The organism is Deinococcus piscis (genome assembly GCF_014653275.1).
Taxonomy (GTDB): Bacteria; Deinococcota; Deinococci; order Deinococcales; family Deinococcaceae; genus Deinococcus; species Deinococcus piscis.
The window spans coordinates 1-24039 of the sequence record NZ_BNAL01000027.1 but is presented as its reverse complement, the minus strand read 5'-3'; the positions used below and the strand labels follow the sequence as shown (position 1 = coordinate 24039).

26 protein-coding genes are annotated in these 24039 nt (G+C 63.0%); 19 read left to right on the top strand and 7 right to left on the bottom strand.

Annotation, left to right across the window (positions count from 1 at the left end):
- Positions 1-8 precede the first annotated feature (8 nt).
- Positions 9-1808 (bottom strand): HRDC domain-containing protein, encoded by a 1800-nt coding sequence (locus tag IE158_RS10115; protein ID WP_229839052.1) that lies wholly within the window; start codon positions 1806-1808, stop codon positions 9-11.
- Between the two features lie 115 nt (positions 1809-1923).
- Entirely contained in the window at positions 1924-2601 is a 678-nt protein-coding gene (locus IE158_RS10110; RefSeq protein WP_189643593.1) for a glycosyltransferase family 2 protein, read from the bottom strand.
- A 343-nt stretch (positions 2602-2944) separates the two neighbouring features.
- Between IE158_RS10110 and IE158_RS10105 the strand changes: the two genes are divergently transcribed.
- Entirely contained in the window at positions 2945-4834 is a 1890-nt protein-coding gene (locus tag IE158_RS10105; protein ID WP_189643592.1) for an N-acetylmuramoyl-L-alanine amidase family protein, read from the top strand.
- Between the two features lie 246 nt (positions 4835-5080).
- Here IE158_RS10105 and IE158_RS10100 read toward each other — a convergent pair whose 3' ends face one another.
- The gene (locus tag IE158_RS10100) at positions 5081-5671 is read right to left on the bottom strand and encodes a GNAT family N-acetyltransferase (protein WP_189643591.1); all 591 of its coding nucleotides are present in this window, start codon (positions 5669-5671) and stop codon (positions 5081-5083) included.
- Positions 5672-5958: 287 nt separating this feature from the next.
- Between IE158_RS10100 and IE158_RS10095 the strand changes: the two genes are divergently transcribed.
- A complete protein-coding gene (locus tag IE158_RS10095) occupies positions 5959-6867 on the top strand; it encodes a tRNA dihydrouridine synthase (protein WP_229839058.1) in 909 nt (302 codons plus the stop codon).
- Here the strand turns inward: IE158_RS10095 and IE158_RS10090 are convergent.
- Both IE158_RS10090 and IE158_RS10085 read right to left on the bottom strand, forming a co-directional pair.
- Complete coding sequence (locus IE158_RS10090) at positions 6839-7807, bottom strand: helix-turn-helix transcriptional regulator (protein WP_189643589.1); 969 nt, start codon at positions 7805-7807, stop codon at positions 6839-6841. The genes IE158_RS10095 and IE158_RS10090 overlap by 29 nt on opposite strands.
- Positions 7808-7911: 104 nt before the next feature.
- The gene (locus IE158_RS10085; RefSeq protein WP_189643588.1) at positions 7912-8247 is read right to left on the bottom strand and encodes a DsrE family protein; all 336 of its coding nucleotides are present in this window, start codon (positions 8245-8247) and stop codon (positions 7912-7914) included.
- Positions 8248-8325: 78 nt separating this feature from the next.
- On the opposite strand from IE158_RS10085, the gene IE158_RS10080 reads away from it, so the two are divergent.
- From IE158_RS10080 to IE158_RS10035, 10 genes are all read left to right on the top strand, one after another.
- Positions 8326-8820 carry a DinB family protein gene (locus IE158_RS10080; protein ID WP_189643587.1) on the top strand — a complete coding sequence of 165 codons (495 nt, stop codon included), beginning with the start codon at positions 8326-8328 and terminating at the stop codon, positions 8818-8820.
- A 103-nt stretch (positions 8821-8923) separates the two neighbouring features.
- Positions 8924-9568 (top strand): type 1 glutamine amidotransferase family protein, encoded by a 645-nt coding sequence (locus IE158_RS10075; RefSeq protein ID WP_189643586.1) that lies wholly within the window; start codon positions 8924-8926, stop codon positions 9566-9568.
- A gap of 27 nt (positions 9569-9595) precedes the next feature.
- Complete coding sequence (locus IE158_RS10070; RefSeq protein ID WP_189643585.1) at positions 9596-9982, top strand: DUF3224 domain-containing protein; 387 nt, start codon at positions 9596-9598, stop codon at positions 9980-9982.
- A gap of 6 nt (positions 9983-9988) precedes the next feature.
- Positions 9989-10990, top strand: a complete 1002-nt coding sequence (locus IE158_RS10065; RefSeq protein WP_229839051.1) for a BtrH N-terminal domain-containing protein — start codon at positions 9989-9991, stop codon at positions 10988-10990.
- Positions 10991-11022: 32 nt separating this feature from the next.
- On the top strand, positions 11023-11583 hold the full coding sequence (locus IE158_RS10060; protein ID WP_189643584.1) for a DinB family protein: 561 nt from the start codon (positions 11023-11025) through the stop codon (positions 11581-11583).
- A complete protein-coding gene (locus tag IE158_RS10055) occupies positions 11580-11900 on the top strand; it encodes an MmcQ/YjbR family DNA-binding protein (RefSeq protein ID WP_189643583.1) in 321 nt (106 codons plus the stop codon). The genes IE158_RS10060 and IE158_RS10055 overlap by 4 nt, the downstream gene beginning before the upstream one ends.
- Before the next feature lie 75 nt (positions 11901-11975).
- Positions 11976-12497: a DinB family protein gene (locus IE158_RS10050; protein ID WP_189643582.1), complete on the top strand. Its 522-nt coding sequence runs from the start codon at positions 11976-11978 to the stop codon at positions 12495-12497.
- Between the two features lie 55 nt (positions 12498-12552).
- Positions 12553-13065, top strand: a complete 513-nt coding sequence (locus IE158_RS10045; protein WP_189643581.1) for a DinB family protein — start codon at positions 12553-12555, stop codon at positions 13063-13065.
- Positions 13066-13118: 53 nt separating this feature from the next.
- Entirely contained in the window at positions 13119-14051 is a 933-nt protein-coding gene (gene hemC / locus IE158_RS10040; protein ID WP_189643580.1) for a hydroxymethylbilane synthase, read from the top strand.
- Between the two features lie 65 nt (positions 14052-14116).
- Positions 14117-15127 (top strand): asparaginase, encoded by a 1011-nt coding sequence (locus tag IE158_RS10035; protein WP_189643579.1) that lies wholly within the window; start codon positions 14117-14119, stop codon positions 15125-15127.
- On the opposite strand, the gene IE158_RS10030 is transcribed toward IE158_RS10035, so the two are convergent.
- Both IE158_RS10030 and IE158_RS10025 read right to left on the bottom strand, forming a co-directional pair.
- The gene (locus tag IE158_RS10030; RefSeq protein WP_189643578.1) at positions 15069-15455 is read right to left on the bottom strand and encodes a hypothetical protein; all 387 of its coding nucleotides are present in this window, start codon (positions 15453-15455) and stop codon (positions 15069-15071) included. The two genes, IE158_RS10035 and IE158_RS10030, sit on opposite strands and share 59 nt — an antisense overlap.
- 276 nt (positions 15456-15731) lie before the next feature.
- Entirely contained in the window at positions 15732-16502 is a 771-nt protein-coding gene (locus tag IE158_RS10025) for a TatD family hydrolase (protein WP_189643576.1), read from the bottom strand.
- Positions 16503-16728: 226 nt separating this feature from the next.
- On the opposite strand from IE158_RS10025, the gene purC reads away from it, so the two are divergent.
- From purC to IE158_RS09990, 7 genes are all read left to right on the top strand, one after another.
- Positions 16729-17457, top strand: a complete 729-nt coding sequence (purC, locus tag IE158_RS10020; RefSeq protein ID WP_189643575.1) for a phosphoribosylaminoimidazolesuccinocarboxamide synthase — start codon at positions 16729-16731, stop codon at positions 17455-17457.
- A 142-nt stretch (positions 17458-17599) separates the two neighbouring features.
- Positions 17600-17851 carry a phosphoribosylformylglycinamidine synthase subunit PurS gene (purS, locus tag IE158_RS10015; protein WP_189643573.1) on the top strand — a complete coding sequence of 84 codons (252 nt, stop codon included), beginning with the start codon at positions 17600-17602 and terminating at the stop codon, positions 17849-17851.
- The gene (gene purQ, locus IE158_RS10010; protein WP_189643571.1) at positions 17848-18507 is read left to right on the top strand and encodes a phosphoribosylformylglycinamidine synthase subunit PurQ; all 660 of its coding nucleotides are present in this window, start codon (positions 17848-17850) and stop codon (positions 18505-18507) included. The genes purS and purQ overlap by 4 nt, the downstream gene beginning before the upstream one ends.
- A gap of 189 nt (positions 18508-18696) precedes the next feature.
- Positions 18697-19161 carry a hypothetical protein gene (locus IE158_RS10005; RefSeq protein WP_189643570.1) on the top strand — a complete coding sequence of 155 codons (465 nt, stop codon included), beginning with the start codon at positions 18697-18699 and terminating at the stop codon, positions 19159-19161.
- An 11-nt stretch (positions 19162-19172) separates the two neighbouring features.
- The gene (gene purL, locus IE158_RS10000; RefSeq protein WP_189643568.1) at positions 19173-21419 is read left to right on the top strand and encodes a phosphoribosylformylglycinamidine synthase subunit PurL; all 2247 of its coding nucleotides are present in this window, start codon (positions 19173-19175) and stop codon (positions 21417-21419) included.
- An 84-nt stretch (positions 21420-21503) separates the two neighbouring features.
- Positions 21504-22922 carry an amidophosphoribosyltransferase gene (gene purF, locus IE158_RS09995; protein WP_189643566.1) on the top strand — a complete coding sequence of 473 codons (1419 nt, stop codon included), beginning with the start codon at positions 21504-21506 and terminating at the stop codon, positions 22920-22922.
- A gap of 4 nt (positions 22923-22926) precedes the next feature.
- On the top strand, positions 22927-23859 hold the full coding sequence (locus IE158_RS09990; RefSeq protein WP_189643564.1) for a hypothetical protein: 933 nt from the start codon (positions 22927-22929) through the stop codon (positions 23857-23859).
- Positions 23860-24039: the final 180 nt, after the last annotated feature.

Genomic DNA, 24039 nt, shown 5'->3' with positions numbered 1-24039 from the left:
TAGAGGACTTAGCCGCGAGTGCCGCGCACCACCTGCACGATGGCTTCACCGTACTTGCTCAGGCGCGCTGGGCCCATGCCCTTGATGGTCTGAAGGTCTTCGACGGTGTAGGGCACCCGGCGGGCAATTTCGGCCAGGGTGGCGTTGCTGGCCACAATAAAGCGGCTGATCTCCTGGCGGCTGGCTTCGGCGTTGCGCCAGTCGCGCAGGCGGGCGAACACGGCGCTTTGCTCCTCAGTCAGGTCGGCAGCGGGGTCGGGCTTGGCTCCGCCGGGCTGCGCTGCCGTGGGCAGGTCAGGTTGCAGCGGTTCGGTTACCGGGGAAGAGGGGGCAGCTGCAGTCTGCGTGGGTTGCTGCGGCTGCTCTGGTCTCGGTTCAGCGGAGCCTTGATGGGCCTCGGCCCGTTCTGCCGATTCCTGTGACCCGTTACGGTTGCGGCGGTCCTGCCGGTGATCTGAGGGCTGGCGAGGTTCAGGGCGGCCCCTGTCGCTATGACTCTTGTCGCCGTGACCTTTGTTGCTGGCTGGCAGCTCGCCGAGGTTTTCCGTGTTGGGGTTGTCGCCGCTGGTTGTGGTGCGCGGCGCTTCAAAGACGACACGCTCCAGGCCACCACTGCGGCCCGCTGGCGTCTCGGGGTGCTGCGGTCCCTGGGCGGTGCTTTGGGGGCGCTCTGAGCTCTGCGGCCTTTGCGGTTGGTGACGCTTGCCCTGGTCGGGGTGGACGCGGTCCTCTCGCACCCGCTCAGTGCGCTGAAAGTGTCGGCTGCCTTGCCTGCTTTCCGCACGCTCTGTGGTTTCTGGACGCTCTGCGGCCTGTGAGGACGGGCCGCGTTCCTGACCGGAGGGCGTGGGCAGCTCTGCCGCTGCCGGAGTTCTGTGGTCTTGCGCCCTGTGTTCGGCCACCCGCTCGGCCCCGCTTCCCTGCGGCCTCTCGTCCGTTCTCTCTATGGCCCTCGCCGTTTGTCTCTCTGTGGCCTGAGCCGGGAGGCGTTCTTGTTCGCCGCGCAGCAGGGAGCGCACCTGGCGCGTGTCCGCCAGGCCAGGAGTCAGGATCACGCCGCCCTGCACGGGCCGCGCCGCGGGAAGCACTCCGCCGAGCGGTGCCGCCGTCGCGGCTGCGGCTTCGGGAGGCAGCAGCAGCGCCGTCGGGCCAACTGGCAGCGCCCGGCCCGCCAACTGGCTCGCTAGGCTGGCGGCGGTCTGCGCGGCCCGCGCCAGGCGCAGCGGCAGGGTCGCCACGTCACGCAGGGCCAGGGCGGCTGTCAGGTCGGCGGCGGCGGGCGCAGCAGGCACTGGGCGGCGGCCACTGCCGAACAGTAGGGCCAGCTCGCCGTCGGCAAAGCCAGTGAGGGCCGCGCCGTGGTGGTAGGTCACGTACTGCGCGCCTGCTGCCAGCCAGTGGGCCCCCGGAGCCAGGGCCGCGTCCACAATCACCGGCACACCCGCCCGCTCGGCCCGCTGCAAGTCGTCCTCGCCTGGTTCGAGCAGCCAGAGCGCCACTGCGCCGCGCCAGTCGCCTTCCAGGCCAGCGGCCGCCAGCCCGGCTTCTGCCAGCAGGTCACGTCGTAGCGGCAAGCGGGGGTCCAGACGCAGCACGCCAGCTCCCAGGAGCGCGCGGAGCTGCTGGGCCAGCGCGGCTTCGCCGGCCAGGGTCATGCCCCAGTCGGCACCTTCCAGTGCAGCCAGGGCACTTTCCAGACGGCTATGGGCGTCGCCGCGCTCGCTGTGTAGGGCGATCAGGCGGGCGTCGGGACGCAGCTCAGATGGGCTGCCCCGCTGCGCCGCAGTGTCAGAATCGAAATTCGTCATGGCCACATTGTGCCGCATGCTCTGCCAGCCGGGACCTGCACAGTTTCTTGACCTGTGCTTCGCTGGCTCTACGCTGACCTGCTCTGGCGATGCTGGACCTCAGCGCTCAGGTTTGTCAGCGCTCAGGCTTGTCACGCCGCCGCCGCACCCGGTAGGTCAGCAGGTCGGCGTACATGCGCGTGCGGTACACCACGCCCTTGACCAGCCCACGCTTTTTTTCCTTGAGCACCTGGCCCATATCGGGCAGCTCCACGTAATCCCAGCGCAGGCCGGTGCGTTCCAGGTGCTCGGTAATGGCTGGCTCCGGCCAGCGCTCCTGTGCCAGTCGGGGCACGCTCAGCAGCCACTCGCGGCGGCAGGCCCGCTGTCCGCTCAGCTGCGGAGTCAGGCGGTTGCCCCACTCCGACATAAACTTGCCGCCCTCGAACACCCCGATGGTCATGTCCAGCTCACCGCTTAAAACCGGGCGGGTCAGCTTGTGCAGGTGCTCGGGCGTCAGGCCAGTCAGGTCGGCGTCCAGCATAACCACCCATTCGGCCTGAGCCGCTTGCAGCCCAGCGTACAGGGCCGCGCCCTTGCCGCCGTTGGGTTGCAGGTCCAGCACCTTTGCGCCCGTCGCCTGCGCTGCCGCTACGGTCAGATCTGAGCTGCCGTCCGAGGCCACCACCACTTCAGGCGTAAAGTCCAGGGCCACACGGGCCACCTCGGCCACAGTGGTTTCCTCGTTGAAAGCAGGAATAACCACTGCCACCGGCACCGGGGACGGGAATCGTGGCTGCGCGGGCTCACTCATTGCCCGTCAGTTTAGTGCAACTGGCGGCCTCTTCCGTCAGTTCGCTGAGTCGGGACGGGCCACCGTTTATGGAACGCTGTTCCAAATCGGGCGGGCGGGGCGCAGCCGGGCAGAGTTAACTTTCCGCCTTGACTCCCACCCAGCGGCCATAGAGCACCATATTGGGCCTGGGTTTTCATTTTCTCATAAAGTTCTTGGAAATGTTCCAAGCCCATCCATGTTGTCTGAAAGGTGATTTTATCCCTTACTCGTGTCATACAAAAGTATTTTTTTAGAGGATTGGTGCCCGGAACCCGGCTCGCCGTTTGGTTTTCTCATAGGAAGAGGGGACACTATAGGAAATATGAAGTCGCGCGCCCTCTCCCTTTCGATGCTGGTCAGCTGTGCTGGCTGGGCTTCGGCACAGTCCGATCCCTTCCAGCGCATCCCGCCGACCACAGCGCTTCCGGCACTTTCGAGCAGTGCCGATGTCCCTGCAGAGGTCGCCCAGGGGCGCGCCGCTGCCTTCAGCTTTGGCGCACCGCGTATCAGTGGACGTGAAGTGACCAAAGTGGTTTTTGACCTGCCCGCTGGAGCCCGCTATGTCCTGAGCCCGGCCTACAGTGGCCTGACGGTACGTGTCGACGGCGCGCCCGTCCAGGCCGAGAACCGTGGGGCTCTGGGCGGCACCGTGACCCATTATCAGGCGGGTGGCAATCAGGTGTTTCTGGGCACGGCCCATCCGCTGGGTGCCGCTGGAGGTTGGAAAGCCAGTGAAGCCACCATCGCCTCAGGCAGCCGGGTCCTGATCTTGGAATTCGGGGAATCGGTGCAGGGCGGCGCGGGCAGCGAGAGTCTGCGGGCCATGCAGCCTGGCTCCGCTGCGCCGGTCTATGCCAGTGCGGGGGGCAGTGGCGCAGCGGGCACGGGCCTGGCGTCCTCTATGGCGCGGGCCAACTCGCTTGACCGCAGCAACAACCCGTATCAGCTGCCCGCGCGGCCCTTGGCGGCTCAGCGTGGCGAACCGCTGGTGGTCACGCCCAGCGCCGCCCCAGTCCGTCCGGCTGCGCCTGCGCCTTCTGCATCCGCCGGTGAAGATGCTCCCGGCGACACGGTGGGCACCGTCAAGCCTCAGGCCCTGCCTCCTGAGCTGGCCGACGCACCGGGCTACACCTCCAGCAGCGATATGAGCGGACGTGTGCCAGGTTCAAGCGGCAATACCGCCCTGTCTGCGCCGCGTGTGGGCCGCAGCCCCGGGATGACCCGCGTGGTGGTGGACCTGCCGCCGGGCGCTTCGTACCGCATTGACCCGCTGGGCTCGGGCCTGAATGTGGTGATCAGCGGCGTGCGGGCCCAGAGCGGCGGCGCTTCGGATCAAAGCTCGGAGCTGGTCAGCTGGAGTTACCGTCCTGCAGGCAACAGCGTGACCCTGAACCTGCGGACCGGCAGCCCGACGACGGTGGCACGGGGCTGGCGCGCCTTTTTCCTGCCGCCGGTCAATGGCAGCACGGACCGCTACCGCCTGGCGATTGACGTGGCCCCGGCGCTGGCCAACCTGCGTCCGGTGCCGTCTCAGGAGCGGCAACTGACGGCCATGTCGGCCCTCCCGGCAGCGGGTGGCCTGACCTATGCCAGCGCCCTGAAACCCAAAGTGGTGCTGGACCCTGGACACGGCGGCAATGACCCTGGCGCGGTTGGTAGCGTGCAGGAGAAAAAGGTCGTGCTGGACGTGGCCCTGCGGACCCGGCAATTCCTCAACGCCGCTGGCATTGATGTGGTCATGACCCGTGACCGCGACGTTGCTCTGAATGCCAACAAGGCCACCGACCTGCGGATGCGGGCCAACATGGGCTCAGCGGGCTACACCTTCGTCAGCATTCACGCCAATGCCCTGCCTTCCCAAAGTGCCCTCAAAGGGTACGGGATAGAAACCTGGTACAACCCCAACCACCGTCTCTCGCCCGCGTTCGCCAGCATCCTGCAAAAGAACATGGTGGACACCAGCGGCGCTTTCTCACGCGGTATCAAGAACCAGCAGTCGCTGGCGGTCCTGCGGAGCAACCGGGTGCCCGCCGCCCTGGTCGAAATCGGTTTCGTGAGCCATCCTGTGGATTCGATCAACCTGACCGACCAGAACTACATTGACCGCGTGGCGCTGGGCATTGCCAAAGGCGTCCACGAATCGCTGCGGACCGGTGTTCACGCCGCGCCGTCCGAAACGGTGGGCCAGTTGCCGGGCAACCAAGCCGACTGATTAACCGGCAAAAGGAGCGGGCAGAAGACCGCAGCAAGCCAAGTGAGGTTTAGCCGACAGGGCCGCGTAAGGGATGTTCCTTTTACGCGGCCCTGTCTGCTTCTCTGCTGTTTTGCACTTGACTGTGTAGCCTTGAAAGTTGGAATGGAATGATGCGGACACCTCTTCCCGCATCACTCCATTCCGCTTTGCTCAGTGTTTTTTATTCGTCTGGTACTACGGTGTTTCCCTTGTGGGTAGACGTTTCTAGGGCACCCGCAGGGGGAGGGCCTGCGGACTCAGGCCCAGCGGGCGTTCGCCTGCGCTGCCCCGCAGGGCACTGGTGGCCTGGTCGGTGGCTTCCTTGGTTCTGGGGCCACTGCCCGGATGCTCTCCAGTGGGCGGGTCCAGTGGTTTGGCGTACCACGTCATGACCGGGCGGGCGTCCACTGCAAAGCGGTAGCCCAGGCGCTCCCAGAAGCGGGCCCCGGCTGGGTTCTCCCCTAGCACCGAGGCCATCAGCCGGGCGGTGCTGGGCGGCAGCCGACTTTCCAGGTCCCACATCACCCGGCTGCCCAGGCCGGTCCCGCGCTGCCCTGGGGTAAGCAGCAGCAGGTTGACGGTCACGTCCTGCGGCTCTGGATAGGCTTCCTTCCAGTCAAGCACGCCAACCACCTGTCCACCGTGCTCAATCAGCTCAACGTGGCGGCGCGGGTCCATCAGCGCCAGCCCTAACTCCAGCTCGACTTCGGCGGCGGTGGGGATTTCGGTGCCCAACATTTGGAAATAGTCTGGCGAGTCGCGGTAAACCCGGTACAGGGCCTGCGCGTCACCCAGGTGGGCCGTTTTGGTCTTCAAAATGAGCCTCCTTGGCCCCGGTCCGGTTTGCCAGCGAGCGCCGCTTGCGCGCCTAGTGCTGGGGGAGACCAGGACAGGAACAGGCCCAGCATACCCCCCACCTTTCCTACAAACTCCTGACGGAGACTGGCATTTCTTTCAACCCTTCCACACAAAGGACTGCGCTGGGCTGCCGCGTACAAATGCAGGCTCGGCCCTGCCGCAGCGCAGCACGATGCACTAGGGTATAAGCTGTGAGTGGGTTTTACGCTTCCCGTTTGAGTCGCCCCGGTGCAGTCCTGGCCCCAATGGCGGGTTACAGTGACGCGCCCATGCGTCAGCTGGCCGCCGAGCAGGGGGCGCTGTGGACCGTCAGTGAAATGATCAGCGCCCGTGGCCTGATGGAGCACGACGGCCCAGACCTGACACTGGGCCGGCCCTATCCCGGCGAATCGGCGCGGGTGGTCCAGCTGTTCGGGGCGATTCCGGAGTACCTCGCGGCAGCTGTGCAGCGCACTGAAGAGTGGTTTGCCCCAGCGGCCATTGACCTGAACATGGGCTGCCCGGTGCCCAAAGTCCACGGCAAGGGTGGGGCCTGTCTGCTGCAAACGCCCGAAGTCGCTTATGGCCTGATTCGGGCCATGAAGTCGGCCACCGCGCTGGATGTGAGCGCCAAAATCCGCCTCGGCTGGGATGAGAACCGCGCCGTGGAAGTGGCGCAGGGCCTGGAAGCGGCGGGCGCAGCCATCATCACCGTGCATGGCCGCACCTCCAAGCAGCGCTACACCGGCGAGGCCGACTGGGACGCGATTGCGCGGGTGGCTGAGAGCGTCAGCATTCCAGTCATCGGCTCAGGTGATGTGACCACGCTGGACCTCGCCCGGCAGCGTCAGCGCAGCGGCGTGGCTGCCGTGATGATTGGGCGCGGCGCGGTGGGCAACCCGTGGCTCTTTCAGGCACTCACCACCGGCAGTGACCAGTACCCCAGCGCCCAGACCCGTGCCCGCACCGCGCTGCGCCACGCCGAATTGCAGGCCGAATTCTACGGCGAGGACCGCTTTGGGGTGCGCTCGGTGAAGCCCCTGCGTAAAGTGCTGCCCAAATATCTGCCTGACCATCCCGAACTCAGGGACGAACTGGTCAAGGTGGACACGGTAGAGGATGTGGCGCGGGTACTCTCGCCGCTGCTCAGCGGTGGAGCGCCTGGTCTGACCTGAGCATAGCCGCGCAGCGCTCGCCCAGCCGCCGGAATTCGCTCAGCAGTTCCGGTGGGCTGTCTATGCGGAAATCGCACGGCACGGTCAGCAAAAAGGACGCGAAAAAGTCCAGCCGTTCGCGCTGACAGCAGATGCGAGTGCCGCCTGCTTCGGGGCGGATTTCGGTGTTCCACACGCTCAGGTAGCCGTGCAGCTGTTCCGGAGGCAGGGCCAGCCATACGCTGATGTCGTAGATGGGCGGGCCGTAGGGATGAGAGCGCACATACGCCAGCGCATCAAAGTTCTGCGGCGGGGTAAAGGTTCCCTCCAGCACGGCCAGTTCCCGAATGCGGTCCAGGCGGAAAGAGCGCACTTCCTGCCGCAACTGGCACCAGCCCACCGCGTACCAGCGCCCGTCTACGTGCATCACGCGGTAGACATTCACCTGGCGGCGCGTGGCTGCCCCCTTGTTGGAGGTGTAGGCGAATTCGGCCACCTGACTGGCCCGCACCGCCCGCAGCAGTGTGGCGAGGGTGGCCGCGTCGGTGCTGACCACCCAGGGCGAATCGTCAAGCTGCACGGCCTTCTCCAGCGCCTGCACCTCTTCGCGCAGGCTGTGCGGCAGTGTGCGCGTCAGCTTGGCACTGGCGGCCTCAGCGGCGGGTGCCAGCGTGTGCAGGCCCAGTTGCCTCAGCGCCCGCAGGCCCAGCGCCAGGCTCAGGGCTTCCTCGCCCGTGAACATCAGTGGGGGCAACCGGAACCCCGGTTTCAGGCGGTATGCCCCGCCCACGCCGCGCTTGCCCTCGACTGGAATGCCCAGATCCTGCAACTTCATCACGTACCGCTGCACCGTGCGCGGGCTGACTTCCAGCCGCCGCGCGAGTTCCGCGCCCGTGACTTCCTCGCGCGCCTGGAGCAGTTCCAGCACGGTCAGGACACGGAGGGAGGGGTCATAGGTCATGGGATGTCCAAGGGTCTAAATGTCCAAGAGTCTAAGAGTCTAAGTGTCTAAGTGTCTAAGGGATCACGCTCAGCCTCTTGGACAGCCCGCGCCCTTTGCAGGCCTCAGGGTTTGATGTAGGCAAAGCCTCCCTGCTGCGCTTCCGCCAGGGCCAGGACGCCGTTAGGGACAGTGGTGGCCCACTCGGGCAGGGTGCCCGGCTCGATGTCGTGGGCCTTCAGCGAGTTCTGGCAGACCTGAAATGTCACGCCTTTTGCTGCCGCTTTTGCCATGTGGCCCAGCCAGTCGTGCTGGCCTTGCAGGACGTACACCGCCGAGCCGTTGACCACCACGCGCACTGCTGGCTGGTCATCCAGCGCGGTCAGGTTGGCGAGGTTGCCCAGCGCAGCGTGCCAGCGGTCAGCTTCGGAGACATGGAGCACCACTTTCAGGTCAGACATGCGTTCAGTCTAGCGCCCAAATACGTCACGTCCTGACGGGAATGCCGCTTACGCTGTGGGCATAAGGAGGCAAAAGAAATGAGCGAAATCACCCTGCAAACCCCCGCTACCCTTCTCGCCCACTGGCAAGGCCACCGTGACCTGACCCGCCGCACCATCGAGGCCTTCCCGGAGGAAGCCTTTGAACAGCACGCCGCGCCCGGTATGCGCCCCTTTCGCAAGATGACGCTGGAACTGTCTCACATGGTGGACTACCAGCTGAACTGGCTGCGGACAGGCAAGCCGCAGACGGAAGAGGGCGAGGAGCAGACAAAAAACCTGCCCAGCCGCGCTGAAATTCTGAAACGCTGGGACGAGCAGACCGGCGAACTGGCCGCCGAATTCCCCAAAGTCAGCGCCGAAACGTGGCTGACTCCGGTGGACACGCCCTTCGGCAAGATGTCGCCCTTTAAGAGCGTGGAATACCTGATTGAAAACGAGATTCACCACCGCGCTCAGGGCTTTGTGTACCTGCGCGAACTGGGTGTGACGCCGCCTGGCTTTTACGAACGGGCCGACGTAACGCAGGAATAAGTTTGATGTGAATTTGGGGGAGGCTGACGCTGCCGTGCGTCCTCCAGACCACGTCCAACGCACGGCGGTGTAGCACCGTACTTGTACTGATAGAGGAGAGCCCATGACTCAGATTGCCGAAACCAAGATGAAACCCGTTCACCTCTATATCCAGAACACATTCGCCGACTGGGAGCCCGGCTACTTGCTCGCTGAGCTCCGCACGGGCAGGTATCTGAAGGGCCATCAACAATTTGATGTGCAGGCTGTCAGTGTCAGTGGCGAGGCCGTTGAGAGCATGGGTGGCCTACGGGTGAGTGCCGACCTGAGTGTTCAGCAACTACGCCCGGAGAACAGCAGCTTACTGATCTTGCCCGGTGCAGACACCTGGGCGGAAGAACGGCACTCCGCCATCCTTGACCTGACGGCTGAATTTCTGGCGGCGGGTGTTCCAGTGGCCGCCATTTGCGGCGCGACGATTGCCCTGGCTGAAGCGAGATTTCTGGATAATTGCCCACATACCAGCAACGACCTGGGGGCGCTGAAGTACCTGGCTCCCCATTACCAGGGCGAGCGGCACTACCAGGCGCAGCCCGCTGTGCAAAGCGGCAAGTTGGTCACGGCTTCGGGCACGGCCCCGGTGCATTTCGCAGCAGCGACCATGCAGATGATGGATGTGATGACGCCTGAGGTGGGCGAAGCCTGGCTGACCCTGCACACCCGGCAAGACCCTGAAGCCTACGCCCGGCTGATGGAATTGACCCAGTAAATCGCCCCCTTTCACTCTGGAGAACCCATGACCCACACCGCCAAAGGCACCTGTCAAATCAGGATGCAGCCCGAAGAAACCACCAGCCCGCAACTGGGCCGCATGTCGTTTTCCAAAATCTGGGAGGGCGACCTGAGCGGCACAGGCACGGGCGAACTGCTCTCGGTGGGCGACCCGAAAAGCGGCACGGCGGCCTATACCGTGCTGGAAGTCTTTGAGGGCGAACTGGCGGGCAGGCGCGGCAGTTTTGCCTTTCACCAGTATGGCACCATGCACGCGGGCCAGACCACGCTGCGCTACGAGATGGTTCCGGCGTCCGGCACGGGCGAACTGGCGGGCATCAGCGGCACGCTGCACCTAGACATTGCAAGCGGGGTGCATCAGTACACGCTGAGCTACGACCTTTCGGAGTAACGCCCTGTGAAAGTGAACCCTGTGCGCGTGAATGCCAGTCCCTTCATCGGCCAGCACTGCGAAACCACGGCCACGGGCACCCTCCTGGGGCAACTCGGCACCCACCTGAGTGAACCCATGCTATTCGGTCTGGGTCAGGGGTTAGGATTCGTGTTCTGGAACATGAAAACCATGCCTTTTCCGTTCATCGGCGGACGCATCAAGCCTGACCTCCTGACGGCCAACATCGCTCACCATCTGGGGATGGAGCTCAGGGTGCAGGAAACGTCATCCAGAACGAAGGCCTGGGAGGGCGTGAAAAGTCTGCTTGATGCAGGAAAAGCGGTGGGCCTGAAACTCGATTGTTTTCACCTGGACTACTTCACCGACCCCATTCACTTCGCCGGGCATTATGTCGCCATTCTCGGCTACAACGAACAGAGCGCCTTTCTGGTAGACACCGTGCAGCAGGGGTCGCAGGTCGTCACCTCGCTGCAGAGTCTGGAGCGCGCCCGCAACGAACGGGGGCCGATGTCGTCCAGAAACCTGTGGTACACCCTGGAAAAATGCGCCCCGGAGGGCCATACGGCCCAGGCGCTTGAGCGGGCAGTCAGGGCAGCCATCCGGTCAAATGCAGCGGAATATCTTCAGCCACCCATCAAAAACCTGGGCTACCAGGGCATTGAAAAAGCCAGCCGTGAAATCGTGAAGTGGTTTGACCGCACAGATGACAGAACCGAATTTGCGGCAGCCGCCACGCTGATGGAGCGGGCGGGCACGGGCGGCGCACTGTTCAGGAATCTGTACCGGGATTTTCTGCTGGAAGCCGCCGAACTGACGGGCGCAGAACCCATCGGGGCGGCGCACGCAGAATTTGTAGCTATTGCCCAGAATTGGTCTGAAATCAGTGCTCTGTTCGAGCAGGTGGCGCAGACAGGTGAACGTCAGGACATTCTGCAAGCTGCCGAAAGGTTAAGAGAACTCTCGGTGGTGGAAAAGAGCGCTATGCAGCACCTCGCTGCCGTCTAGCTCGTACTCGAACTCATTTTTCAGAGGTCAATATGAACATTCCCGACCTGTACGTCTACCTGACCGAGACTCGCCGCGACCTCTGGGCCACACTGGAAGCCGCGCCAGACGACGCGCTGAGCAACAACCTGCTGGACGGCGAACGCTTCCGCTGCATCAAAGACCTCGTGTTTCACATCGCTGAAGTCGAGGACGGCTGGATTCACGGCGACCTGTTGCGCGTGCCGCCCGTGCAGGACGGCTCTACTGACTTGCGGGGCCGCGACTTTTACGCCGATGTGCCGCTGGCAAAGCTGCTGGCCTACTGGCAGGCGGTGGAGGGAGACACGCTGAGGCACCTGCCCGCGCTGGCTGCCGACCCAGAGCGCGTGGTGACCGTCGAGGACTGGCCGCCGGGCCACCAGCACTTCCGGCAGGGCGGGCTGCTGTGGCATGTGCTGCTCCTCGAAGTCAGGCACACCGCGCAGATTGCCGCACTGCTGCGGGTGCAGGGCATCAGGCCCCCGCAACTGGATTTGCTGTTTTACCTGAACGCCGTGGACTCGGGGCGCAGCTCAGCGGCTTTTGTGAATGGGCGGCAGGAAAAACCATGACTGACACGCTTCTTGACCGCATTGCCGCTCCCTTTGCTGCCGACCCCGATGTGCAGCCGGGCCGCATCTTTGGCTCTGCGTGCCTGAAGGTACGCGGCAAGGTCTTTTTGATTGTTCACACTGACGATGTGACCTTCAAACTGTCGCCAGAAGCCCACGCCCAGGCCATGGGGCTGCCGGGCACGAGGCAGGCCAACCCATCCGGGCGGCGCGTGCTGCGCGAGTGGGTCACGGTGCCGGGCATCCACGCCGAGCATTTTCCAGCGCTGGCTCAGGCGGCGGCCAGCTTTGTCGGGGCCAGCAAACGCAGAGCCTAGCCGCACGACTCCGCACAAATTGCGACGCGTTCTGTCATAAATCGGCTCTAGCCTTGGATTCAAAGGAGGCTGACGATGACCAATCTCATTCCTGACCAACTCCTCGAAACCTTTGCCCGCAACGCGCGCGTGAACGACTTCCTGCTGGATCACCTGACTGACGCCGACCTGACGCTTTCGGATGGGCGGGGCGGTGACACTGCCCTGCAACTGCTGAGCCACATGGCTTCGGCGCGTGGAGGTTGGCTGCTGGACATAGGTCTATCGCCTGAACATGCCTCTGAGCTTCAAAACTTGGCGGGCGGTGTGAACCTGTGGGAGTGGCAAGCCAGGGGCCCGGCAGAGGTGCGGGCCATGCTCACGGCGGGTGACCGGGCCGTGCTGAAGGCCGTACAGGCCCACGTTCAGGCGGGCAAGCCGTTCGCCGACCCCTACGCCGCAACTGCCTTTCCATCCAACCCAGCCCAGTTTCTGTCCTACATTGTCATCCACGACAGTCACCACTGGGGGCAGATCATGGCGCTGCTGCGAATGAATGGCCGCAGCAAGGAGCGGATGACCGAGTTGGAAGAACTCTGGACCCTCCTGCGGCAGTAAAGCTCCGCCCTTTCCAAATCGGCCCTATTCCATATCAACGACCAGGAGAACGAACATGACCATTCCCGACCTGACACTGGAGTCCTTCCGCCGCAATGGCCGCGTCAATGCGGCGCTGCTCGCCGCCCTGACCCCGGATGACCTCGGCCTCTCGGACGGGCGCGGCGGCTGGACCGTGGGGCAGCACCTGGGCCACCTCGCCTACTTTCGCCCCGGTTGGCTGTCGGTGATTTCGCCCGCCGACGCGGAGGGGCTCCCCGAAGTCGTCAGCGGCGACTGGCAGCACTTTGAGCTGTCGGCTGACCTGCCTACGTTGGCTGAGGCTTTTCGCCTGGGCGACGAAGCCGCGCTGCGGGCGGTGCAGTTGGCGGTGGCGGAAGGCCGCACCTTTCCCGACCCGCACGGCGAAGGCACCTATCAGGCCCACCCTGCCCACTTTCTGCAGCACATCATCGTTCATGACAGCCACCACCGGGGCCAGATCATGAGCTTGCTGCGGCAAGGTGGGCGCAGCGCGGAACAGATGGACCAGCTCGATTCGCCCATGTGGGCCATCTGGCGGGAATAGGTGGATGTGGTGTAGGTTCGCACCGGCTGCGGGTGCCCTCTATACTGCGGCCTGTGCGTACCGTAACCGTCGGCACCCGTGGCAGCACGCTCGCCCTTTCCCAGACCCGCTGGGTGGTCGAAAGACTCAAGGAGCAGTGGCCCGAGACCGAATTCAGAATCCAGACCATCACCACCAAAGGTGACAAGAACCGCGCCAGTTTGCAGAGCATGGCAAAGGCTGGCGACAAAGGCTTCTGGATCAAGGAGATTCAGGACGCCCTGCTGGCCAAAAGCATTGACATTGCCGTCCATTCGCTCAAGGACTTGCCCACCGAGCAAACCGAGGGCCTAGAGATTGCCTCTATTCCCAAGCGGGCCGACGCCCGTGACGTGCTGGTCGGCGCCGAAGGCTTCAAGTCGCTGGCCGCACTGCCCGAAGGAGCCCGCATCGGCACCAGCTCGGTGCGGCGGCGGGCCTTCCTCAAGGCGTTCCGGCCAGACCTGCAAGTGATTCCGGTGCGCGGCAATATCGAGACCCGGATGGCGGCTGTGGCAACGGACGACTACGACGCCGTGATTTTGGCCGGAGCCGGGCTGATTCGCACCGACCAGCGCCACCGCGCCGACGAGTTCGTGCCCACCGACATCTTGTTGCCGGCCCCCGGTCAGGGTGCCCTGGCGCTGGAAGTCCGCGCCGATGACGACCTGATCGCGGAGGTGGCCTACGCCATCAACGACGCCGTGACCGATGACCGCATCACCGCCGAGCGCGAGTTCCTGGCGGGCCTGGGCGCTGGCTGCCTGGCCCCGGTGGGTGCGTTTGCCACGGTCAAGGGCGACCTGCTGACCCTGGAAGGCTGGGTGGGGGCCGTGGACGGTTCCGAGGTGATCAAGGCCACCACCAGCGGCGACGCCAGTGAGTGCGCTGACCTGGGCGCTGAGCTGGCCGAAGACATGCTGAGCCAGGGGGCCCTGCAACTGATTGAGAACGCCCGAGAAGAATAAAGTCGCGTGGTGAGAGCGGGGACGGGGCAGGCCAGAGCAGTCGCCTGCCCCGTTACACTTTGGCCATGTCGCTGCTTTCCAGTTCGCATGCTGCCCACTCGGCCCAAAAGCCACGCCTGACGGTGATTCATACAGGCGGGACCATCGCCAGTCGCCCGCAGGCGGGAGGAGGGCACGGGGTGACGCCGCAGGGCGCACCGGGCCTGCCGGAACTGGCCGGGGTCGAGATACAGGACCGGATGCCGTTTACCCTGCCCAGTCCTCACATCAAACCCCGGCACATGCTGGAGCTGGCGCGGCTGATAGAAGAGGTGGCCCCCGAATCGGACGGCATCGTGGTCACGCACGGCACCGATACGCTCGAAGAAACCGCCTACGCGCTGCACCTGCTGGTGGACACCCCGGTGCCGGTGGTGCTGACCGGCTCCATGCGTCACCAGGCCGAAGCGTCCTGGGACGGCCCCGGCAACCTGCTGGACGCGGCGGGCGTGGCCCTGGACCCCGAGACGCGGGGGCGGGGTCCGCTGGTGGTGTTCGGCGGTGACATTTTTGACGCCCGCACCGTGACCAAAGTTCACTCCACGGCCATTGACGCATTTGGCGGCTACCCTGGCCCCATCGGACGGATAGACCGGCTTGAAGGCCGCAACCATGTGCGTTATTTCGCCCGGCCTGAGGAGCGCCCAGTGTACCGGCCAGCAGCCCTGAATGCCCGCGTGGAAATCCTGTATGCCTATGCGGGCTGGGAAGGCGAAGGCTTTGCCGAAGCCCTGGCCCGCGCCGATGGGCTGGTCATTGCCGCGCTGGGTGCGGGCAACCTGCCTGCCGAACTGCTCCCGCTGGTGGCCGGGGTGCAGGAAAGCGGCAAGCCGGTGGTCCTGGCTACCCGCACCGACGCCGGGGCCGTGATTCCGGCGTATGGCTACGCTGGCGGTGGGGCCACCTTGCAGGACGCCGGGGCCATTCCCGCCAGCTTCCTCAACGCCCACAAGGCGCGCATCCTGCTGCTGGTAATGCTCAGCTTGGGCTGGTCACGCGAGCAAATCGCTGACGCATTCTCTGCAGGAGTCCTGTAGATGCACCGGTGCAGGGCTCAGGGGCGTCGGCCAGCAGGCCTTCTAGAGAAATGTCCAGGCCCTTGCGGAGGTCTTCGGGCAGCGCCTGCTCAAACTGAATGCTGCTGGCGGGCTCACTGAACTGGCGCAGCAACAAACGCCGGGCCTCGTCGCTACAGCGCAGGGGCCGGCCATTGACGAAGACGGCCTGCACCCGCGCATTGCTGAGGTGCAGACACATGCGGGCTTCACTCGCCAAATTTTTGAGCGCCAGGATGCCGGTCTGGGCTTTGACGCTACTGAGTGCCTGTGAGAAATCCTGATTGTGGAAAGTACCAGCTAGGGTCATATACAACCTCAAAGTCGAATTTAAGAATGTTTGGTCTTTGGCCCAGCTGTGGAACCTTTCCACAACATCACCCCCCCTGGGTTGGCCCGCTTGCGCGTAGCACCTGAATTACTTAATGCTGCTTGAAGAATACTCATAATTATGCTGGATTTTTGTAGTGTGAGGTACATAGATGGCGGTCCATTCCAATCTTTTCCAAACTTGAGTTGACCGCCTTTGACCTCGGCTGTGGCAGCCCCTGAGCGATTGAGGGACAGGGCCAGGTGAGGCGCAAGGTCAGTTGGAAGGCGGAGTCAGCCTATAGACCCGCTGCGCGTTCTGGTCGGTCTGCTTCTCCAGCTCGGCGGCATCCAGCCCGCGCAGGCCGGCGACGACATCCAGCGTGTGCCGGACATAGCCGGGCCGGTTGGGTTTGCCGCGCTTGGGCACCGGGGCCAGAAAAGGGGCGTCGGTTTCGAGCAGCAGCCGGTCCAGCGGCACCTCGCGGGTCGCCGCCTGGATCTCTGGGGCGTTCTTGTAGGTCACGTTGCCCGCAAACCCGAAGTAACAGCCCCGCTCTATGCCGTACGCCAGCAGGTCCCGGTGTCCCGAAAAGCAGTGCAGAATCAGCTGCACCTGCGGCCAGCTCGGAAGCACGTCCAGCAGGCCCCGCGCCGCGCTGCCCTCGCCCTTTTTGTCGCGCACGTGGATCACCAGCGGCTTGCCTAGCCGGGCGGCCAGGTCCAGTTGCCACTCCAGCGCGGCCAGCTGCTGCGGTCGCTGTCCGGCGTCCCAGTAGTCATCCAGCCCGCTTTCCCCGATGCCCACCACCCGCTCGTGGCGGGCCAGCCGCTCCAGCTCGGCGCGGTTCTCTGGGGTGTCGTCTTCGGTGCCGGTGGGATGAATGCCCACGGTGGCCCAGACGTCCGGGAACTGCTCGGCCAGGGCGACGGCATTGTGGGCATGTTGGACGCCCGCACCGATGCAGACCATGCCGCTCAGGCCCAGCTCGCCGCGTGCGCCCGCCGGGTCGTCCAAATAGTCCAGGTGACAGTGGGTGTCAATCATGCCGCTCAGCATGGCAGAAGTGCAGGGGTGCGGCGCACGGTGGCCTGCGGGCAAGGGACGCCGCGCCCTCTTTGCGCTCCCGGTTTGCGTTAATCTGATGTGCAACCCCCAAAGAGGGAAGCAGCCAGACCCCGAATTCTGTCCGCATCCTGCGAGATGCCCCGCCCGGCACCCCACCAGGAGCCTGCGGCGGTAAGCCCGTCCGAGAGACGGCGATGGAGGCCCTATGAATACCGCGTCCCCGAACACCAGTGCGCCCTTGTACGAAGGCAAGGCCAAAAAGGTCTTTGCCACTGCGAACCCTGCCGAATACCGCGTGCAGTACAAGGACGACGCCACTGCGTTTAATGCCCAGAAGCGCGGCAGCTGGGCGGGCAAGGGTGCTGTCAACAATGCGATGACCGCACACCTCTTTCCCCTGCTGGAGCAGGCCGGCGTGCCCACCCACTTTATCGAGCAGCTGTCGGATACCGAGCAGCGTGTCAAGGCCGTGACCATCGTGCCGGTGGAAGTGATTGTGCGCAATGTCGCCGCTGGCAGCTTTTGCAAGCGCCTGGGCCTGGAAGAAGGGGAGCCTCTAGCCCGCCCGGTGGTGGAGTACTGCTACAAGTCTGACGCCCTGGGCGATCCGCTGATCAACACTGACACCGCCGTGGCCCTGGGCTGGGCCAGTGAAGAAGACCTGGCCCGCATCCGCGAACTGGCCCTGAAGGTGCGCGACTTTCTGACGCCCTATTTCGAGCAGCGCGGCGTGCGCCTGATTGATTTTAAGCTGGAATTCGGCAAGCTGCCGAGTGGCGAGATCGTCCTAGCCGACGAAATCAGCCCCGACACTTGCCGCTTCTGGGACGCCCAGACCGGCGAGCGGCTGGACAAAGACCGCTTCCGCCGCGACCTGGGCGGCGAGGCCGAGGCGTATGCCGAGATGCTGCGGCGCGTGACTGCGCAGGTCTAAGGGTCTAGGAGTCAAAGGGTCTAAGTCGGGCAAACCGAATGTTTAGACCCTTGGCTCATTTCAAGACCAGACCAAATGACCGCCCCAGCAGCTTAGACCCTTAGACCTTTTGACCCTCAGACAACTTCCGAAGGAGTCCTCAATGCCTCAATACAACGCCAAAGTGTACGTGACCCTCAAGCCTTCCATCCTCGACCCACAGGGCCGCACCGTCGAACGCGCCCTGAGCCACCTGAACCACGAGAACGTGGGCAGCGTGCGCATCGGTAAGTACATCGAACTGAACCTCAGCGGCGAGAAGGCCGAAGTCGAAGCGCAACTCAAGGACATCGTGGAAAACGTGCTGAGCAACCCCATCATGGAAGACGCCCGCTGGGAGCTCACCGAGGCATGAAAACCGCCGTTATCCAATTTCCCGGCTCCAACTGCGACACCGACGCGCTGGAAGCCGCCAAGTTGCTGCTGGACGGGGACGCGCAGTTCGTCTGGCACACCGAAACCGAGCTGCCGGAAGGCACCGAGCTGGTGTTCATTCCCGGCGGCTTTTCCTACGGCGACCACCTGCGCAGCGGTGCAATTGCCGCTCGTAGCCCCATCATGAAGGCGGTGGGCGCCCACGCTGAAGCGGGCGGCTACGTGCTGGGCGTGTGCAATGGTTTTCAGGTGCTGACCGAAGCGGGCCTGCTGCCAGGAGCGCTCAGCCGCAACCGTGACCTGCACTTCCACTGCGCTCCCGTGCATCTGGTGGTGGAAAATGCCGACACCGCCTTCAGCCGCGCCTACGACAAGGGTCAAGTGATTGAGATTCCCATCGCGCACGGTGAGGGCAACTACTACGCCGACGCCGAAACCATTGGTCGCCTGGAAACCGAGGGCCGCGTGGTATTCCGCTACAAGGACAACCCCAACGGCAGCCTCAACGACATTGCGGGCATCGTGAACGAAGGTGGCAACGTGCTGGGCATGATGCCCCACCCCGAGCGGGCCGTGGAACTGCTGCTGGGCAGTGAGGACGGACGGGGTGTGTTCGAGTCGCTCAAGGCGAAGTAAGCGAAGGGGAGAGGGGATGAAGATGCAGCCTTCTTACGTTGATACCCTCGCCCTACGCCAAAGCATTAGCTTACGCTTCGTCACCTTTGACGCAAAGCTGGTGGAAACGGCGGTCAAGCTGATACTGGAGGCGGCAGCGTGAGCTCTAGCCTTGACAGGCCAAATAGCCGTCCTCTTCCCATAAAGAAGATGTTGATTGAGCAGATTTGGCTTGAATTTGCGGAACTTTACAGACTCCTCAGTCTTATTCCGGAAGAAAAATTTCGCGTAGCAGATGTTTGGGGCAAATCCCCCGCGTGGTATGCCGTCTATTTTGAGGGCGTTGCTAACTACTTTGTGAATATTGGATTGGACCTTAAAGGCAAGAAGGGAAAGGAAATCCAGGAAAAATTCAATTCTCTTGAGTGGAATTCCTGTTTGCCCAACGATCCTAAAAAGGCAATTCTAGATTTTATGGAACTGGCTTTTGAAGGACTGAAAGCCAAGATTTTGATGACTTCTGACATCCGTTTGTCACTTCCCTACGACAATGCCCAGCTTACCCGCAAATCAGACGAAAGCGCAGCATCTGGAATTGTGGAGCTTATTGACCTAATGGCCTTTACTCGCAGTCGAATCTCGGCACAGTTTCCTCATCCTGTTCATCCCGTTTAGGAGCAAACCCCATGACCCAACCCACCCAACACTTACGTGACCAAGCCGCCACCTTCGGCCTTTCCACCGAAGAATTCGACATCCTCGTAGAGCGTATCGGACGCGAGCCCAACGCGCTGGAAGCCGCCATCGTGGGCGCGATGTGGTCTGAGCACTGCGGCTACAAGAACAGCCGTCCCCTCTTCAAGGCGTTTCCCACCGAAGGTCCCCAGGTGCTGCAAGGCCCCGGCGAAAACGCGGGTGTGATTGATATTGGGGGGGGCTACGGCGTGGCCTTCAAGATGGAATCACACAACCACCCCTCCGCCGTGGAACCTGTGCAGGGCGCGGCGACGGGCGTAGGCGGTATTCTGCGCGACATCTTTGCGATGGGGGCGCGGCCCTTTGCGGTGCTGGACAGCCTGCGCTTTGGCGACCCCGAAAGCCCCCGCACCCGCTTTCTGCTGAACGGCGTGGTGGACGGCATCTCGCACTACGGCAATGCGATTGGCGTGCCCACAGTGGGCGGCGAAACCATTTTCCACCCCAGCTATCAGGAAAACCCTCTGGTCAACGTGATGGCGCTGGGCCTGCTGCGGCACGAAGACCTTGCCACTGGCACGATGGGCGAAGTGGGCAACCAGATTATCTACGTCGGTTCCAAGACGGGCCGCGACGGGCTGGGCGGGGCCGTGTTCTCCAGCGCCGACCTGAGCGCCGCGTCTCAGGCGGACCGCCCCGCCGTGCAGGTAGGCGACCCCTTCATGGAAAAACTGCTGCTGGAAGCCACCCTGGAAGCGATTCAGGCCGGGCTGGTGGCGGGCGTGCAGGACATGGGCGCGGCGGGTCTGGTGTCCAGTACCTGTGAGATGGCCTACCGCGCGGGCCTGGGCATCAGCATGAACCTGAACGACGTGCCTACCCGCGAAACCGGCATGGTGCCAATGGAGCTGTGCCTGAGCGAGTCGCAGGAGCGCATGATTCTGGTGCCCGTGCCCGGCAAGGAGCAGGAGCTGTATGACCTGCTTGCCAAGTGGGAGTTGGACGTGGTGAACATCGGGCAGGTGGAAGACCATCAGAACTACCGCCTGGTCTGGGACGGCGAAGTGGTGTGTGACCTCCCCGTAGACCTGCTGAACGAAGCCCCCAAGTACACCCGCGAAGGCGTGGAGAACCCTGACATCATCGCCAAGCGCGAAATGGACCTCAGCGGTGTAGAGATGCCCGCCGACCTGGGCGCAGTGCTGACCACGCTGCTCTCTCACCCCACCATTGCCAGCAAGAAACCCATCTTCGAGCGCTACGACCACCAAGTCATGACCAACACCGTGGTGGTGCCCGGAGCCGCCGACGCCGCCGTGATGCGCGTGCGTGGCACGCAAATCGGCGTGGCAGCCACCAGCGACTGCAATCCCCGCTTCGTGTATCTGGACCCCTACACCGGGGCCGCTGCCGCCGTGGCCGAAGCGGCCCGCAACCTGGCCTGCGTGGGCGCGACTCCACTGGCGATCACCGACAACCTCAACTTCGGCAACCCGCACGACCTGGGCGTGTACTACCAGCTTCAGCAGTCGGTGCAGGGCATTGCCGACGCCTGCCGCGCCCTGAATACTCCCGTGACCGGCGGCAACGTGAGCCTGTACAACCAGTACGTAGAAGGTGACCAGAAAGTGGCGATTCACCCCACCCCGACCATTGGCATGGTGGGCGTGCTGCCGGACGTGACCCGGCATGTGGGCCAGCACATCCCCGCTGGCCCGCATAGCCTCTACCTGCTGGGCGAACTGGGCCAGGGCATCGGGGCCAGCCAGTACCTGGGAACGGTGCATGGCTTGGAAGCGGGTCAGGTGCCCGCGCTGGACCTGGAGCTGCACCGCAAAGTCATTGACGGCACCCTGGCCCTGATTCGCGAGGGTCTCGCCGCCGCCGCCCACGACACCGCCGAAGGTGGGCTGGGCGTGGCCGTGGCCGAGATGCTGCTGGGCGGCACCCAGGGCGCGGGCATCACCCTCGACGCACCCGCCGAGACCCGCGCGGACGCGCTGCTGTTCGGGGAAACCCATTCCAGCGTGCTGGTGGCCGTGCCGCTGGGCCGGGAAACTGCCGCCGAAGCCCGCCTGAGCGAACTGGGCGTGCCTTGCCGTTTGCTGGGCACGGTCAGCGAGGAGAGCGGCGAGCGCCTCACCTTTGCCCTGCCGCAGCACAGCCTAAACTTCAGCGTCAGCACGGCGGCCCTCAAGCAGGCGCACAGCCAGCCCCTGCGCGACATTCTGGCCTGAGTGCCTGCCCGCCCCACGCTCTCCCTTTCAGGTTCTCCACTCCGCGCCCCAGCGGTCCCCCGCGCCCCCAGCAGGAGCTTCAGCATGATTTTTGATTCCACCACCGACAAACCTCAAGACGAGTGCGGCGTATTCGGCATCTATTCGCCCCAGCCGCAGGACCTGGCCTGGATCACCTACCTGGGCCTGTTCGCCCTACAACACCGGGGCCAGGAAGCCGCCGGAATCTGCGTGAGCAACGGCGAAAAGCTGCACATAGAAAAGGACCTGGGTCTGGTCACGCAGGTGTTCACCCCGGAGCGGATGGCGTCGTTCAGCTTGCCGGACGCCCGCGTGGGCATCGGGCACGTGCGCTACTCCACCACCGGCTCCAACCTGCGCTTCAACGCTCAGCCGCTGAACACCCGCACCAACAAGGGCATTCTGGGCTTTGCGCACAACGGCAACTTTGTGAACGCGCTGGAAGTCCGCGCCGAGATGCTGGAAGAAGGCGCACTCTTTCAGACCACCAACGACTCCGAAGTGATGCTGAACCTGATTGCCCGCGAGAGCAGCAAGGACCTGGTGGAAGCGGCGGCCCACGCCATGCAGCGCCTTCAGGGCGGCTACGCCTGCGTGCTGATGAGCCGCAGCCAGCTGATCGGTTTCCGCGACCCCAACGGTGTGCGTCCGCTGGTGCTGGGGCAGCGCGAGGACGGGGCCTATGTGCTGGCCTCTGAGCCATGCGCCCTGTACGCGGTGGGTGCCCGGTTGCTGCGCGACGTGCAGCCTGGCGAGCTGGTCAGCATTGACGACCAGGGCCTGCATTCGCTGATGGTGGAGCCTGCTCAGCCCACGCCCTGCTCGTTCGAGTGGATTTACTTTGCCCGCTCGGACAGCCAGCTGGACGGGGTGGATGTCCACGAAAGCCGCCTGCGCATGGGCGAGCAGCTGGCCCGCGAAAAGCCGGTGGACGCCGACGTGGTCGTGCCGGTGCCCGACTCCGGCATCGGGGCCGCCATCGGCTACGCCCGCGAGAGCGGCATTCCCTTCGACTACGGCCTGTACAAGAACCCCTACGCGGGCCGCACCTTTATCGCGCCCACCCAGGAAGCCCGCGAACTGAAGGTCAAGATGAAGCTGTCGCCCACCTCGGCCATTCGCGGTAAGCGCGTGGTGCTGGTGGACGACTCCATCGTGCGCGGCACCACCAGCCGCCAGATCGTGAACCTGCTGCGCGAGGCCGGGGCCACCGAAGTTCACTTCCGCGTCAGCAGCCCGCCCATTACCCACCCGTGCTTTTACGGCATCGACACCGCCGCCCGCAAAGAACTGGTTGCCAGTACGCACAGCGTGGACGAAATCCGCGACCTGATCGGGGCCGACACCCTCGCCTTTATCAGCGAAGGTGGGCTGCGTGAAGCCATCGGGGGCCAGGGCCTGTGCGGGGCGTGCTTTACGGGCGAGTACCCGGCGGGCGTGCCGTTGCTGAATGACGTGGATAAGCTGGCGTTGGAGGGGTGACAATATGGAGTTAGCTTCTATTCTGCTTAGCTTATTCTCTATCCCTATAATTGGGAATTTACTATCAGGAATGCTTTTGCATAAATTTATAAAGGTTGACTTTGACTCCTACGGATTTGGAGATGGTGTATTGCTGGACTTTTCTCCAGAGAGAACACTCGAAGATTATCAGGACAATGGTAGGATACTAAAAAGTAATAAATCAATACATATTAGCTTTGAGAATATGGCCGACAAAGGCTCTATAAAGATAGCCCCATTTGCATTTATAAGACTGAAATCTCGCTTTAAGCTTCCTGATAACACTATATCTTATGTATCGCCAAAAGATGGCATAGGTGGGGGCGGGCTGCCTAGATACTTTTACGGGAGTCTTTCTGGAAAATCCCAGCAGATTGTGTGCGCTAGCTATATTGATAGCGAATTCACGCTATATTTAGATGAGGGGCAAGTCCCTAGTCTACCTAATGCGAAAAGGCGAGAATTTGAATTCTTCTCATTGACTCCAGATGATACTGAAGTAATAATATTAGATATTGTCGCTGAGAACGGGTATTATTATGAATTTGATGTAGGCATACCTATAAAGATCAGAGGCAAAGAGCGAATTATTTGGAGCAAAAAGGATTTTGTAATAGCAATTCCTTTGACATCTACTTACTATAGGTCCTCAAAAATAGTACCCTATTCTGACTCCAATCCTGATTGGGGGGATACTTCCGAAGGATTCGAGAAATATCCCCTTTCCCCTTGGTTTGATCAAGTACAGGCGAGAGATAACTGGGTCGGGGCTGACTATCCTGATCAAGAATGGGTAAGTTTTTTGAATAATTTATGTGTTAGATATGGGTATTCGGAGTTCAGAGAGCGTCCCGAAAGGATCGCCTGGAACTCCTATAGGGAGCGAGAAATACTCGAAAGGATAAATGTTTATTAGTTTTATCTAATGTTAATTTATATCGTTTTACTGTAAGAAACCTTTGACTGTATTTCGGTGTCATCAACAATTCTTGGGAACATTTATGAAGGTATTAACTTCCAGAGCCTCACGTTGCTCAGTACCCGACAACTTTACTTTTTCTCTGTCCAGAACAGCATAGTGGCTCCACAACCACCG

Excerpts from the sequence above, each read along its gene's own strand:
- IE158_RS10115 (WP_229839052.1), bottom strand. The coding sequence starts at position 1,808 with ATGACGAATTTCGATTCTGACACTGCGGCGCAGCGGGGCAGCCCATCT.
- IE158_RS10110 (WP_189643593.1), bottom strand. The coding sequence starts at position 2,601 with ATGAGTGAGCCCGCGCAGCCACGATTCCCGTCCCCGGTGCCGGTGGCA.
- IE158_RS10105 (WP_189643592.1), top strand. The coding sequence starts at position 2,945 with ATGAAGTCGCGCGCCCTCTCCCTTTCGATGCTGGTCAGCTGTGCTGGC.
- IE158_RS10095 (WP_229839058.1), top strand. The coding sequence starts at position 5,959 with ATGGCGGGTTACAGTGACGCGCCCATGCGTCAGCTGGCCGCCGAGCAG.
- IE158_RS10090 (WP_189643589.1), bottom strand. The coding sequence starts at position 7,807 with ATGACCTATGACCCCTCCCTCCGTGTCCTGACCGTGCTGGAACTGCTC.
- IE158_RS10085 (WP_189643588.1), bottom strand. The coding sequence starts at position 8,247 with ATGTCTGACCTGAAAGTGGTGCTCCATGTCTCCGAAGCTGACCGCTGG.
- IE158_RS10080 (WP_189643587.1), top strand. The coding sequence starts at position 8,326 with ATGAGCGAAATCACCCTGCAAACCCCCGCTACCCTTCTCGCCCACTGG.
- IE158_RS10075 (WP_189643586.1), top strand. The coding sequence starts at position 8,924 with ATGACTCAGATTGCCGAAACCAAGATGAAACCCGTTCACCTCTATATC.
- IE158_RS10070 (WP_189643585.1), top strand. The coding sequence starts at position 9,596 with ATGACCCACACCGCCAAAGGCACCTGTCAAATCAGGATGCAGCCCGAA.
- IE158_RS10060 (WP_189643584.1), top strand. The coding sequence starts at position 11,023 with ATGAACATTCCCGACCTGTACGTCTACCTGACCGAGACTCGCCGCGAC.
- IE158_RS10055 (WP_189643583.1), top strand. The coding sequence starts at position 11,580 with ATGACTGACACGCTTCTTGACCGCATTGCCGCTCCCTTTGCTGCCGAC.
- IE158_RS10050 (WP_189643582.1), top strand. The coding sequence starts at position 11,976 with ATGACCAATCTCATTCCTGACCAACTCCTCGAAACCTTTGCCCGCAAC.
- IE158_RS10045 (WP_189643581.1), top strand. The coding sequence starts at position 12,553 with ATGACCATTCCCGACCTGACACTGGAGTCCTTCCGCCGCAATGGCCGC.
- IE158_RS10035 (WP_189643579.1), top strand. The coding sequence starts at position 14,117 with ATGTCGCTGCTTTCCAGTTCGCATGCTGCCCACTCGGCCCAAAAGCCA.
- IE158_RS10030 (WP_189643578.1), bottom strand. The coding sequence starts at position 15,455 with ATGACCCTAGCTGGTACTTTCCACAATCAGGATTTCTCACAGGCACTC.
- IE158_RS10025 (WP_189643576.1), bottom strand. The coding sequence starts at position 16,502 with ATGATTGACACCCACTGTCACCTGGACTATTTGGACGACCCGGCGGGC.
- purC (WP_189643575.1), top strand. The coding sequence starts at position 16,729 with ATGAATACCGCGTCCCCGAACACCAGTGCGCCCTTGTACGAAGGCAAG.
- purS (WP_189643573.1), top strand. The coding sequence starts at position 17,600 with ATGCCTCAATACAACGCCAAAGTGTACGTGACCCTCAAGCCTTCCATC.
- purQ (WP_189643571.1), top strand. The coding sequence starts at position 17,848 with ATGAAAACCGCCGTTATCCAATTTCCCGGCTCCAACTGCGACACCGAC.
- IE158_RS10005 (WP_189643570.1), top strand. The coding sequence starts at position 18,697 with ATGTTGATTGAGCAGATTTGGCTTGAATTTGCGGAACTTTACAGACTC.
- purL (WP_189643568.1), top strand. The coding sequence starts at position 19,173 with ATGACCCAACCCACCCAACACTTACGTGACCAAGCCGCCACCTTCGGC.
- purF (WP_189643566.1), top strand. The coding sequence starts at position 21,504 with ATGATTTTTGATTCCACCACCGACAAACCTCAAGACGAGTGCGGCGTA.
- IE158_RS09990 (WP_189643564.1), top strand. The coding sequence starts at position 22,927 with ATGGAGTTAGCTTCTATTCTGCTTAGCTTATTCTCTATCCCTATAATT.